7 protein-coding genes are annotated in these 13,188 nt (G+C 60.5%); 2 read left to right on the top strand and 5 right to left on the bottom strand.

All coding sequences use genetic code 11. The features are described from left to right. Nucleotides 1-374 precede the first annotated feature (374 nt). On the top strand, nt 375-2,921 hold the full coding sequence (locus P8A25_RS10000; RefSeq protein WP_404838686.1) for a protein kinase domain-containing protein: 2,547 nt from the start codon (nt 375-377) through the stop codon (nt 2,919-2,921). Nucleotides 2,922-3,063: 142 nt separating this feature from the next. Here P8A25_RS10000 and mfd read toward each other — a convergent pair whose 3' ends face one another. The 4 genes from mfd to P8A25_RS09980 form a co-directional block, all read right to left on the bottom strand. Next, a complete protein-coding gene (gene mfd / locus P8A25_RS09995) occupies nt 3,064-6,240 on the bottom strand; it encodes a transcription-repair coupling factor (protein WP_404838685.1) in 3,177 nt (1,058 codons plus the stop codon). Between the two features lie 124 nt (nt 6,241-6,364). Beyond that, nucleotides 6,365-7,549 carry an SHD1 domain-containing protein gene (locus P8A25_RS09990; RefSeq protein WP_022396224.1) on the bottom strand — a complete coding sequence of 395 codons (1,185 nt, stop codon included), beginning with the start codon at nt 7,547-7,549 and terminating at the stop codon, nt 6,365-6,367. A gap of 35 nt (nt 7,550-7,584) precedes the next feature. Further along, nucleotides 7,585-10,137 (bottom strand): MFS transporter, encoded by a 2,553-nt coding sequence (locus P8A25_RS09985; protein ID WP_404838684.1) that lies wholly within the window; start codon nt 10,135-10,137, stop codon nt 7,585-7,587. Nucleotides 10,138-10,172: 35 nt separating this feature from the next. Further along, nucleotides 10,173-11,156 (bottom strand): hypothetical protein, encoded by a 984-nt coding sequence (locus tag P8A25_RS09980; RefSeq protein ID WP_404838683.1) that lies wholly within the window; start codon nt 11,154-11,156, stop codon nt 10,173-10,175. A 151-nt stretch (nt 11,157-11,307) separates the two neighbouring features. On the opposite strand from P8A25_RS09980, the gene P8A25_RS09975 reads away from it, so the two are divergent. Further along, nucleotides 11,308-12,141 carry a hypothetical protein gene (locus P8A25_RS09975; RefSeq protein ID WP_404838682.1) on the top strand — a complete coding sequence of 278 codons (834 nt, stop codon included), beginning with the start codon at nt 11,308-11,310 and terminating at the stop codon, nt 12,139-12,141. Between the two features lie 157 nt (nt 12,142-12,298). Here the strand turns inward: P8A25_RS09975 and P8A25_RS09970 are convergent, their stop codons facing one another. Beyond that, a complete protein-coding gene (locus tag P8A25_RS09970; RefSeq protein WP_404838681.1) occupies nt 12,299-13,108 on the bottom strand; it encodes a histidinol-phosphatase in 810 nt (269 codons plus the stop codon). Nucleotides 13,109-13,188: the final 80 nt, after the last annotated feature.

The following is a 13,188-nucleotide window of genomic DNA, read 5'->3' as shown; positions in this document are numbered from 1 at the left end:
TCAGAATACGTCCATCTTGGCCCGTTTATTGCAAAAGTATGTTTTGGAAGGGCAGCAGCCAGCGCATCTACTTTCCGGAATGGGGGAAAAGGCCCTCCCTGCGTGAAGGCCGGGTGGTTCTCCGTTAAATCCGTGGAAGCCGTGAGCTGTTCATGAAGATGAAAAATGGCGGATGTCTTGTTTCCCATGCAAGAGGTTATGGAGAAATAACCAACCCGGTGAGCGGCAAAAGAATAATCTTTACAAATTAGGTGGAAAAGATAAAAGTAATTTCCTGATCAGATATTAGGATGGAGAGTTGCGGCTCAAATAGTGTTCCCGATTTTCACCATGCGGCAGTTCCGGGAAAAGATGCTCATTTGAATAATGTTTCCGTGCATGGATCCAAATTGACCCCTCCCTCTTCCTGGAACGAGTTTTCCGTTTATTCCAAGGAACTCCCGGACGGAGCGACGTTGGAGCATTATAAAATATTGAAGGTGCTGGGAAGCGGCGGATTCGGCATTACCTATCTGGTCCGGGACTTGATGCTGAAGAGGAAAGTGGTTTTAAAAGAGAATTTTCCTTCTTCCTATGCTTACAGAGATCCGTTTACGGGGCGCGTGGTTCCCAATAATGAGCATGACGCCGAGTATTTCAAGTGGACCCTTTCCAACTTTTTGAATGAAGCCCGCATTCTTGCGAGGCTGGATTCTCCAGGTATTGTCCGGGTTCTTTCCGTTTTTGAGTGCAACGGCACGGCTTATTTTTCCATGGATTATGTTCAGGGGCTTCCTCTGGATTACCTGGGAGAACAGCAGCTGCTTGCCGGAAACTGTTATTCGGAAGCCAAGTTGAAGGGATTGCTGATGCACATCCTCCAGATTTTGGATTACCTTCATAAAAAAGGCATCTGCCACAGGGACATCAAACCGGGAAATATATTGCTTACACAGGAGGGAACTCCCGTTTTCGTGGATTTCGGCGCGTCGCGCCACATGGAGAGCACCCATACCCAGACCGTCCTGACGACTCATGGCTTTTCTTCTCCGGAACAGGCTCTCGGCAGGAAAAACACGGGACCTTGGAGCGACATTTATTCCCTGGGCGCTACGTTCTATTCCCTGCTGAAGGGGGGTGCGCCCCCCAGAGGAGAGGAGCGGCTGATTCACGATACTATACAGCCTTTGGCATTGTCCGCGCCCTTGTCCTCCCATTATTCGAAAAATTTTCTCAGGACCATAGACAAGGCCCTTTCTCCTCGGGTGGAAGATCGTTATAACTCCGCGGAAGAGTGGATGAAGGATCTGGGAGTGGAAGGAGGGGCGCTCTCAACCATTAAGTTCTCCAGTGAGGAGTTCAAGTCCGCCCGTAAGCGTTTTTTCAATCTGTTTGCCTTGTCCTCTTCCCGCATCATGTCGGAAGGGCACGAAAAGTGGGGGGCCGGATGGAGGAAGGTGCTGGGGCTCTTCGTTGTTGCGGGCGTGATTGGCGCAACCCTCGGCTATTTTGTTTATGACTGGGGAGGCGGCCCGGAGGAGGACGATGCTTTAGGGCTTCGCTTTCCCAGTGTAATGTCCACCCCCATTCCCCAGATTATTTCAGAATCCAGGGGCGTTTCCTTGCTGAGTCCCGTGGAACGTTTTGACGTCAGGCTGGATAGTCCGTCTTTGTCGCGCCATGCTCTTCCATCCCTGCTTCCCGACCGCTTTTCCCTTGCGTGTGTCCATTTGAGAGTGCTTCAGGAAGACAAGATGTGCCCGCCTCTGTATTTGACCATACGTGATGAGGAGGGAAAGCTGGTTTCCCGGTCTCTCAACGGTTTTTCCTTCACCTTGATCGAGAGTCCTGTGCTCACCGGGTTCCGCTTTGTGGATCTTCCGGCGCTGAATGTGGATGCGCCTTACAGGTTCAGTTTTGAAACCAAGGATAATGTTCCTCATCCGCTGAAGGTTGTTTCTTCCCAGGTTACGACGCTGGAGAGCGGGAAAACCGTGAGGCCCCATTTTAAATTCATTTGCGCGATGTATGACTCCGAGGTGAGAGATTCGCTGAACAGGCCGGAAAACGGCAGGATCCGGGAAATGCTCATCGCCTCCCGGAAAAGGAACCGTACGGAAATTGATTCCATCGTGCTGACGGAACAGGAGAAGACGCAGGTGCGGAAGTTCGCCAAGGCGGGGTATCCCGCCGCCCAGTATAAAATAGCCCGTCTCATCTTTGAACGGGATGGGAGATACGGAGAGGAAGGAGGCGCCTGGCTTTATAAGGCGGCCATGGGGGGCTTTATTGTGGCGCAGAGGGATCTGGCGTTTCTTCTTGTGGGGGGCAAGGAATTTTTCCCGGATATGCTTCAGTGCCCGGTCAGCCTGTCCCAGAACTATTCTCAGGCGGTTGATTTCCTTCTGATGTCCTTTGCCGCGCAGGATCCTTCCGTGCTGTATATGCTGGGTGTCTTGTATTCCCAGGGGTGGGGGGTGGAATATTCCGCGGAGATGGTCGCGCGCCTGTCCAGGCTGTTGGCCGGTTCCGGTTACGACCTGTCGCGGCTTACCTTGTCGGCCCCCATTTTATCCCATTGGGAGCTTCTGGGGCAGAAGGAGGAAACCTATACGAGGATGCGCTGCTCCATTCCCGGCAGGAAGATGAGCCAATTTTCAGGACTGCGGCTGGTACGGACCTCCGTGGAAGGGGGAAGTATCCTTATTGACAAGGTGATTCTGTTGCGGAACGGGCAGGAGGTCATGTCCCGTTCTTTCCGTACGGCCCTTACCCGGGAGTCTCCCGTCCTGGAGGTCTCCATAAACATGGAGGATTACGCAAAGGAAATGGACAGTTCCGAATGGTCGATAGAGGTCATCATGGCTCCGGCCAATACGTCCGGCATCATGGAAATGATGAGGAAGAAGGAGTTTTCCGGCGCGGAAGAGCTGCGAATTTGATGGAAGGATTTTACCACGGGAAAGGAGAGAACGCGGCATGCGGTTTCCGTCCGTTGTCGGAAGCCGTTCGGGGCGGAAGGCCCCGGCGCCGGGGCTTTCCTGTTTCCGCTGGATGGCCCGGCCGGGAAGGCTGTGGCGCGGTTTAGATGTTCTTCAGCATTTCCAGCGCTTCCCGTAGCTTGTCTGCGGGAGAGACGCCCGCCAGCCGGGGAAATTTGTTGGACAGCAGGATAAAATCCCCGTTCCTGGTGAGCATCAGGCGCTGTCCGCTGATTTCCACCATGGAGATGTTTGCTTTGGAGGCCAGTATCTTGATTTTGTGGGAATCCAGCAGGTGATGCACCGTTTCCGGTGCAGGGCCGAAGCGGTCTTCCCACGCGCGGAGCAGGGCGTCCGCCTCCTTCAGGGTGCGGACTGCCGCCAGGTCCTTGTACGCGGAAATGCGCAGGGCTGCGTCGCTGATGTAATCCCGGGGCAGGAAGGCGCCCAGATAATCCTTGCGGGATTTGGCGGCGAACTGCGTCTCGCTGTTCACGATGAAATCCGTTCTCAGGGCCGCGTCCGGCCGGGGGGCCGTGTGCCTGCCCTGCATGTGGGCGATGGACTGCTGGAGAAGCTGGCAGTACAGGTCAAAGCCGATGGCGGCAATGTGGCCGCTCTGCTGGGTGCCCAGCAGGTTGCCCGCGCCGCGTATTTCCAGGTCCCTCATGGCTATCTTGAAGCCGGAACCCAGCTCCGTGTACTGCTTGATGGCGGAGACGCGCTTGCGGGCGTCTCCCGTGGTGGCGGCGGACCTGGGGAGCATGAGGTAGGCGTAGGCCCGGTGCCCCGCGCGGCCCACGCGGCCGCGGAGCTGGTAGAGGTCCGCCAGGCCGAAGCGGTCCGCGCGGTCAATGATGATGGTGTTGGCGTTCGGGATGTCGATGCCGGATTCGATGATGGTGGTTGCCAGCAGGATGTCCGCCTTCCCCTGCACGAAGGTGCGCATGACTTTCTCCAGCTCGTCCTTGGGCATCTGTCCGTGGCCGATGACGATGCGGGCCTTGGGCACCAGGGCCTGGATGCGGTCCCGGAACAGTTCGATGGTTTTGACGCGGTTGTGCAGCAGGAAAATCTGGCCGCCGCGTTCCAGTTCGCGCTCCATGGCCTTCTTCATGATGCGTTCGTCATAGGGGCATACGCTCGTCTGCACGGGCTGCCGGTTGACGGGCGGCGTTTCAATGGAGCTCATGTCCCTCGCTCCCATCAGCGCAATGTACAGGGTGCGGGGAATGGGCGTGGCGGACAGCGTGAGCACGTCGATGCCCTTGAAGCGTTCCTTGAATTTCTCCTTGTGCCTGACGCCGAAGCGCTGTTCCTCGTCAATCACCACCAGGCCCAGGTTTTTAATGGACACGTCCTCGGAGATGAGGCGGTGCGTGCCGATGACGATGTCCACGGCCCCGGACTTAAGCCCTTCCAGCGTGGAGCGGACGTCCGCCGCGCTGCTGAAGCGGCTGAGCATTTCAATCCGCACGGGGTATTCGCTCATGCGCTCCTTGAAGGTGCGGAAGTGCTGTTCCGCAAGCACGGTGGTGGGCACCAGCACGGCCACCTGGCGGCCTCCCGTCACGCATTTGAAGGCGGCGCGGATGGCCACCTCCGTCTTGCCGAAGCCCACGTCCCCGCAGATCAGGCGGTCCATGGGGCGGGTGGCTTCCATGTCCGCCTTCGTCTGGGCGATGGCGCGGAGCTGGTCCTGGGTCTCCCGGAAGGGGAAGGAGCTTTCAAACTCCCACATCCATTTGCTGTCCGGAGGGTGGCTGTAGCCCTTTCCGGTCTGGCGTTCCGCCTGCACGTTGAGGAGCTGGGCGGCGTAGTCCGCCACGGAGCGTTCCGCGGACTTTTTGGCGCGCTGCCATTTGGAATCCCCCAGCTTGTTGAGTTCCGGCGTCTTGCTGCCCAGCCCTATGTACCGTGAAACCAGGTGCGCCTGGCTGAGGGGGACGTGCAGGATCGTATTGTCCCGGTAAAGGATGTTCATTTCCTCGTCTCCGGAGTCCGGGGAAGTGGAAATGTTGATGAATTTGCCGATGCCGTAGCTGGTATGCACCACCAGGTCTCCGGGGTTGATGTCCTTCAGGGAGGCCTGCGCGCGGGCCTTGCGCGCCTTGTCCTCCCGGCTGGCGCGGCGGCGCGCCGTGGCGGACTGGTACCTGCCGAACAGCTCCGAGGAGGAGAGAACGGCCGTTTTTGCTCCCGGAATGCTGAAGCCGCCGGGCAGGTCCCCGCGCAGGGCGGTGATGGACAGCAGCGCGGGCGTTCCGGCGCAGATGTCCCGGAAGCGCTCTTCCTCCCCTTCGTTGGGAAAAAACATGCTGACGTTCCATTTCCGGTCCAGCCATTCTCGGATCTGGCGTTCCGCCAGCTCCCGCCGGATCTCCTGCATCACGAAGTCCCCGGCGTCAAAGCTGCCCAGGGGATTGTCATGGATGGCCAGGGAGAAGTCCTCCTCCCCCTCCGCGTTCTCCGGCGGTGCGGTGAGGATGCACACGTTCCCCCGTTCCTTGCAGAAAGGGGCCGTAATGACCAGGTCGCCCGGCTTGATCCAGGCCCGCAGGGTTTCCACGCCTGCCGCTTCCGTCAGGACGAGGTTGACGTGCTCCGTCTTCCGGAAGGAAATCTGGGAGTCCACGTCAAATTCCCGGATGGATTCAATCTCGTCGTCAAAAAACTCCAGGCGTACGGGATGGGAGGACTGGAGCGGGAAAACGTCCAGAATGCCGCCGCGGCGGGACCACTGCCCGCGGGAAATGACCTGAGGAACGCCCTCGAACCCCGCCTCCTCAAACAGCCGTATCAAATCGTCAGGGGCGTGCGTTTCTCCCGTTTTCAGGGTCATTCCCTGGTTCTGCATGCCGTCGGGGGAGGGAACCTCGTCATTCAGGCTGCCTTCCGTCAGAACGACGGTTTGCCTGCCCACATGGCCGGAAGCGATGCGGTGAAGGACGTTCAGCCGTTCCGCGGCAAGCTCCGGGTCTCCCACTTCCTCCCCCAGGGCCACCTCTTTTTCCGGGACGAAGAGGATGTTGCGCACTCCCCATGTTTCCAGTTGCGCGGCAAGGGATTCCTGCGCGCGCAGATGGGGCGCGATCACCCAGGCCCGGGCGGTGTCCGGAATGGTCCTGATGCACAGGGCCGCCACGAACGGAACCCCGGGCAGGGAGGTATGGTCGAAAACCGCCTGTTCCTCCGTGCCCAGTTTCGCGAGTTCCCGGTGAAAGGGTGCGGTGCGGGCCACCCTGTCCATCAGGGCGGTTATGGAAGCGTCTTCTGCCATGCGTGTCTGATAGCCCCTGCTGGTGGAAAGTGTGCCGCCTTTCCCTGCCATGTCAACGGTTTTTCAGGGCACAGACTGTCCTCCGGCCATTGACGGAAGCGTCTTTCCGCATGCGCGGCGCGGGTCAGGAGGAGGAGCGGAAGCGGATTTTAACGCCGGCCTTGCGCCATTTCTGTTCAATCTCCTTGGCCAGCTCCTCATAGCTCCGGCCATCAAGGAGGAGCTTTTGCGCTTCTTTTTCACTGCTGCCGGACTGGATGGCCTTCATGTAGTTCTTCACGCGCTGGGCGTCCCCCTTGCCGTCCATGTGGTAGAAATAGTAGGCCATCAGGGCGGCCAGGCCGTAATTCAGGTTGGCGTTCTCTCCCGTGAACTGGGAATAGGGCATGTTCATGTAGGACTCCAGGCTGGGCGCCTCAAAGTCGTCCCCCAGGGCGCGGCCCCCCGTATTTTTCTTGCCGTATTCCGTCACGCGGGAGACAATGTGGGAACGGTTGGCCCCGAAGTTGAAGCGGCCTCCGGAATACGGGGTCATCCCCATGTATTCCGCGGAGCCTTCACAGAACCAGCTTGCCTGCTTGGCCTCCGGGGACATGAGCTGGTGCGTCAGTTCATGGATGAGGGTGGAGGAATCCTTGTCGCGGTCAATGATGTACGTGCTCCCCATGGTCTTGACGCCCAGGGAATCAAACGGGACCAGGATTTTGCCGCGGTCTCCGCTGCGCGTCGTCCCCAGGAAAATGCCTGCCGTGCCTTCACGGCCTCCGTTTTCCAGGTACGTGCTGAACTTTTCGTACAGGTAGGCGGGGAATTTGGCGGAATCGTCGTGAGGGGGGATGTTGCCGATGGGAAGCGTTTTGTTCGCCAGGTGGGTGGCCTCGAAGAGAAGGCCCAGGCGCTTGATCATGCCGGCGCCCAGCTTGGCGTCGCAGATGAAGCGGAAATGGGGCGTTTCATAAATATACTCCCCTTGTTCCTCCTTGATGGTTTCCACCTTGAAATTGTCCTGGCATTTGACGGTCCTGGGCCATGGCAGGTGGTAATTGTCCGCGGGATTGGAGGAGGCAGCCCCTCCCTTTCCCCGGGCCGCGATGAAATCTCTGTCTTCCCGGGAAAGCTGGGCGAGGGGGATGGAGACGGTTTGGCCGCCGGAGCGTTTCAGCACGGCTTTCTGGCCGTCCAGCCTGACGAACTCGGCTTCCAGGCTTTTCCCCTGGACGCTGGTCCAGGTGCGCCCCTGCGCGAGGGGAAGGAAGGAGAGGGAGCACAGGGCTCCCGTCACCAGGTACAGGCATGCGGGATTCTTCATAAGGCTGGGGTTGGGGATATGAAAGAAGGTTGCTGTTAATGTTTGGGCCGCGGCAGCATCAGGAGCAGCAGTCCGCAGAGCAGCATCAGGCATCCTGCCGCCGCCAGGGTGGTGGTCAGCGGAACGCCCTGGTCCTTGAACCATCCCCCGAAGAAGGAGATAAGGGCGCCCACGCCCGCGGACGTGAGGTTGAGGAGGCCATAGCCGGTGGCGGAGTAACGCTCGTCGATATGGGAGCGTAGCACAGGCATGAGGGTGGCGTCCAGCGATCCCTGCGCCAGCCCCTGCGTGGCGACGAGGCCCAGCATGAGCACGAGGGGAACCGCAATGTCCCAGCCGAAGATGCCGGGCAGCAGAGCCAGAACCACCAGCGGGCCGGATATGGTGAAGGTGATGCCGGGCACCAGGGCGCGGGCGCGGGCGTTGCGCCGGTACCACATGTCCGCCAGAATGGCGCCGCCCAGCACAGCCACGTACTTGGCTACGGAGCTCCACAGGGTGGCGGCGGGGCCTGCCTCCGCGGAGGAAAGCTGGTATTTATCCTGAAGCAGGGTGGGGTACCAGGTGAGCAGGAACCAGTTCCCGGCGCCTGCAAAGGCGACCACGGCCAGGAGCATCCACATGGGGCGGCCGCTCAGCAGGCTGGAAAGCACGGCGCCGGTGGAAAGATTGGACGCGGGTTCCTTGATGGCCCGTTCGTCATTGTCCACATTGATCAGGACCGTTTTTTCCTTGGGTTCGGACGGCTTTTTGGCCTGCGCCGTATCCGCAGGGGCCTTGGCCGGGTCTTTCAGGAACAGGATGAGGACGATGGCATACGCCACGCCGATCAGGCCGAACAGGGCGAACGTCATGCGCCAGCCCGTCCATGAAGCCATGGTGGCCCCGAAGCCGGCCACGGCCATGCCCACGTAAATGCCGCTCATGTGCAGCCCCGTGGCGATGGAGCGCGTGCTGCCCCGGTGGTAGTCCGTAATCAGGGCCAGGGCGGCGGGGATGTAAAAGGCCTCACTGATGCCCATGGCGCCGCGCGCGATGAGCAGGGACGTGTAATCCTCCGCATGGCCGGTCCACCAGGTAACCACGGACCAGACGACGAGGGAGCAGAGAATCATCAGGCGGCGGCTGTAGCGGTCCGCCAGGAAGCCGCCCACCGGGCTGAGCAGGGCGTAAATCAGCAGGAAGACGGAGGTAACCATGCCGAACTGGGCTTCCGTCTGCGGAATGTCCCGGACGATGGGTTCATGCAGCGCGGAAAGGAGCTGGCGGTCAAAATAGTTCAGCATGACCACGAACCACAGGACGATGACGGCCACCCAGGCCCACAGGCCCGGCCTGGTGTTCGGGTCCGTGACGGCAGAAACATTTTTAACGCCGTTGCGCACGGCGGAAACGATGATGATCGCCATGACGATGACGGTCAGGATGAGAACGGCGTAATCAACCGTGCTCATTTCAAAATGGTACCCTGCGGAGGCGGAGGCGTTCACGGGGGTCCGGACGCCCGGGGCGGTTTCCCCGCTGATGGTCATGATCTCGGAACCCTTCACGACGGCGGGCGCGGTGGCGATGCCGACGGGCCACTCCCCCTGGTGCGTCCATTTGTTTCCGATGACGTCATAAACCAGGATGTCGCGGGACTGCACCACGGGCTTGGACGGGTCCGGCGCATTGCCGCGCTTGTCCCCGCCGATGAGGATGATGGAATTTTCACGTACCGGGGCGGGGCCTGCGGCGGCGGCTACGGGCGTTCCCGGTCCGGCAGGCTGCTGTTTGCCCGCGGCTCCCCATTCGGCGGGATCGTTGGACGTCATGTCGTAGCCGATCATGTCGGAAAGGTACGTTCTGGCGGTTTCTCCGGCGGCATCCCTGGACAGGGTGCAGCCGCCTGCGATGAACAGGGTGCTGTCACAGACGGCGGCGGTGGAGAGGATGCGGCCCGCACCGGGGAAGGGCGGGAGGGACGCCCATTTCATTTTGGCCGTATTCGGAGTGGTGTCCAGCATATAGATAGTATTGAGGGCGGCTTCCGGCTGGTCGCTGTCCCGTCCGCCGATGACGAACAGCTTGTTTCCGTGAGCGGCGAAGGCGGCTTCCGTAACGGGGACGGGAAGGGGAGGAAGCTTTTCCACGGAGCCGTCCGCCTTGATCAGCAGGGCGTCTTTCAGGATGCCTTCCGCATTATGGCCTCCGGCTACCGCCAGCCCCTTGCCTACGCTTGCAAAAGCCGCGTAACCCAGCGGAGCGGGCAGCGTCCCCGCCTTGCTCCATTGGCCGTTGCGGAGTTTGAAAATATCCTGGTGGTACGCCTTAGGCCCGCGTTCTTCCGGCGTTGAGGCTCCCGGAGCGGCCTGGGGGAAATTGGCGCCGCCTGCGGCGATGATGGACTGGGTGCCGTCACTTTCCGTAACGGTTCCAGCCGCCATTCCAGCGCGGCCCGCCGGGTCCGGCAGGTCGGGAATGGCTCCGGCCGGGTGTACATCCACGGAAAAAGAGGCGTTGGCAGCGGGGGCCGCCATCAGCAGCAGGGCGGCGAAAGCGGAGCCGCATGCCCTGGAAAACCGGGTAAGGTGACGTGAAATGTGCATATGCTGGAAGATAGGGATGGGATGTGGGTGAAAAATCAGGAAAGGGTGATGCTCCACACTTCAGGGGAGCGCCTGCCGGGTTTAAGTTCTCCGTTCACGGCTGCAAAACGGCCCTGCCACGCGCAGCACGGAAGGACCGCCCTGGGCGCCGCGATGGGCCCTGCGTCGTGCCATTCCATGGCGGCTGTATCCAGGCACAGGGACTGGTTGTTGAAGCCGGGGTTGGTCTGCGGGGTATACTTCTTTCCGGAGCCGTCGTCCCCGCCCAGCAAATAAATCACGCCGTTCCGGGAAACCGGGGCCGGGGTGGGGGCCGCGGCGATGGCGTAAGGCATCTCCGGCAGGCGCGTCCATCCGCGTTCCGGCGTGAAGCTCCAGGCTTCCGTCAGCAATTCCCGGGCCTGTTTGCCATCCTCCTCCCGGAGGCCGATGCCGCCGAGCACGTAAAGGACGCCGTCCGCCGCGGCCATCTGGTGCAGGAAGCGTCCGCGGCCCGGCAGCGGGTCCAGCTCCTGCCAGCCCTGTTCCGGCCCGCGTGCGTCCAGCATGAAAACCCGGTTGGTGCAGTCCTGCTCCCCGGGGCGCTCACAGCCTCCCGTAAGATAAACCTTGCCGCCCAGAACGGCGGCGGCCGTGTAAGCCAGGGCTATGGGAAGGGGAGGGAAGGGAGTCACAGTGACGGCTCCGTCCGCAGTGCTCAGCAGGTAAACGTCCTTCCGGTGGCCTTCCTTGCCGCAGCCGCCGATGCACAGCAGGCCTTCCCTGGTGCTGGCGGAGGCTCCGTACGCGTAAGGCGCGGGGAGCGTTCCTGCCTCCGTCCACCCATTCTCCCCCGGAGACAGCGTGAAAATGCGGTCCGTCCACGTTTTGGCGCCGCCTTCAAGCATGGGTTTGTCCGGGAAATTGGTGCCGCCGGCACAAATCATTGTTTCTCCGCATGTTCCGGCATACATGCCGGCGAAACCTTCCAGATCGGGAAGAGAGGGTAAAGGGGACCAGGATGAAGAATAGAGACTCATAACACGTGTAAATGACTCGCGTGATGCTAGCGAAAACCGGGCCGCGGCGCCAGTATTAACCTCTGGTTCTATTTTTTTTGAATAAATTTCTTTCCCCACGCCTCTTACCAACGTAGAAGAGGAGAATCATATGAAGCCTGGAACCTGTTTTTTGATGTTGTGCGCCCTGCTGCCTGCGGCCCTGGCGGAAAATATGACCCTGCGGTCCGGCAGGGTGCTGGAAGACGCCAGCGTGGTGTCTTCCGGAGACGACTTTGTCAGCGTCCAGTACACGGACGGGGTGGCCAAGGTCTCCTACAAGGAGCTCACGGATGCCCAGCAGAAGGATTACAGGATGACGCCGGAGGACGTGAAAACCAGGCTGGACCAGCGGCGCCTGGAGGACGCGGCGCGCAGGAAAAAGGCGGAAGAGGCCAGAAAGGCGGCTGATGAAGAAGCCAGGAAAATCAGGGAATCCCTGTCTGAAGCGGAGCGGCATCCCCGTTATCTGGAAGGAGCGGATATCTCCCGCATGTTTCTGCTGCTGGGGGAACTCTCCCAGGTGGAGGCGGAAGTCATGGCCCTGCAATGGAATGCCCTGGAAGCGGACCGCGTGGGACTGCCGGAGGATGCCCGTACCTTCCGTGCGAGGATGGGAACCTATCAGGAACAGGTGAACGCCATCCGTAAAAAAAGGGAGACCGCCGAACAGTACTGGCAGGATTTGGAAAAGAAATACCTGGCTCTGAAGGACGGAACCCAGAAGAAAATTGCGGACTTGAACAAGCAGGTCTCCCAGTTGCAGGGGGAAGTAAGGGAGGTGGCCAGCCAGCCGAGAACGGAGCGCATCATTGTCCCTCCGATTATCAGGACGTGGAACTATCCGCCGCCGCCCGTCATTATCCGGCCTTCCCCCCTGCCGCCAAGGCCCCATCCCGTCCCTCCCCGCCCCGTTCCACCGCGTCCAATGCCTTTGCCTGTGAAGCCTGGCTTGTACGGTGGTTGAAAGTGCGTCCGCGGGTTCCTCCTCTTCTTCCGGAAAGCGTGCGCCAGCCTCCGCAGCAAACGGGCTGCCGGTACAGGAAACTCAAGGCACGGGCTGCCCAGGCGGCAGACGCCGCGGCCCCGGGAAGCATTCCCTTCCCGCAGAGGAAAGGGGAAGGTCAGATTCCGGGCAGGGGATACAGCTCCATGCGGCCCTCCTGGAAGGAGGCCAGATGCGTGAAGCCCGTCTGGCGGGCCAGTTCCGCGGCGCGCTCAAAATCCCGGCCCACGTCCTCCGGCTTGTGGGCGTCTGAGCTGATGGTGAGGGGAATATTCATCTCCGCCGCCATCTTTAAAAACTGCGCGTCCGGATACTGTTCGGCGCACTTGTTGCGCCAGCCGGCGGTATTAAGCTCCAGACAGGCGCCGGACTCCTTCATGGCTTCCAGAGACGGTTCGTAATAAGGACGCAAATCTCCGGAAGGGCGGAAGCCGAACTTCTTGATCAGGTCTGCATGGCCCATGATGTGGAACAGGCCTGAAGCCGCCATCTCCCGGAAGCGTTCCCAATACTGCCTCCATGCGTCCTCCACATCCGTCCGGTTCCAGAAATCCATCTTGTAGGGATTGTCAAACTCCTCCTTCTCCCCCAGATAATGGACGGACCCGATCAGGTAATCCCATGCGTGCAGGCTCTGCAAGTGCTCTATCCATGGCCCAATGCCGGGAAACCAGTCGCATTCCAGCGCGGCGCGGACCGTCAGGCCGTGCGGTGCGGCGCATTCCCGGGCCTCCGTGAGCCAGTCCAGATAGGCCGGCATGTCCGCCTGCTTCATGCGCCAGTCGTCAAAAGGCTCCCCGGGCATTGGGGCGTGATCTGAAATGCCGTATTCCCGGAGGCCGGCGCGGACGGCTGCCTGCACATATTCCTGCGGAGTGCCGGAGGCGTGCAGGCACAGGGGGGTATGGGTATGGTAATCGCAGTACATGGAGGAATGCCCATGTTAGCACGGCGGCGCGGGCGGTTCAACCCGGAGGACGTATTTGCCGATTATTTGCCGTCTTTGAC

This window comes from Akkermansia sp. BCRC 18949, from assembly GCF_045011645.1.
Taxonomy (GTDB): Bacteria; Verrucomicrobiota; Verrucomicrobiia; order Verrucomicrobiales; family Akkermansiaceae; genus Akkermansia; species Akkermansia massiliensis.
The sequence above is the reverse complement of the archived record's forward strand: the minus strand, read 5'-3'. Positions and strand labels throughout refer to the sequence as shown.

Bases quoted from the DNA above. Each gene is read 5' to 3' on its own strand.
- P8A25_RS09980 (WP_404838683.1), bottom strand. From the start codon at position 11,156: ATGAGTCTCTATTCTTCATCCTGGTCCCCTTTACCCTCTCTTCCCGAT.
- mfd (WP_404838685.1), bottom strand. From the start codon at position 6,240: ATGGCAGAAGACGCTTCCATAACCGCCCTGATGGACAGGGTGGCCCGC.
- P8A25_RS09985 (WP_404838684.1), bottom strand. From the start codon at position 10,137: ATGCACATTTCACGTCACCTTACCCGGTTTTCCAGGGCATGCGGCTCC.
- P8A25_RS09970 (WP_404838681.1), bottom strand. From the start codon at position 13,108: ATGTACTGCGATTACCATACCCATACCCCCCTGTGCCTGCACGCCTCC.
- P8A25_RS09990 (WP_022396224.1), bottom strand. From the start codon at position 7,549: ATGAAGAATCCCGCATGCCTGTACCTGGTGACGGGAGCCCTGTGCTCC.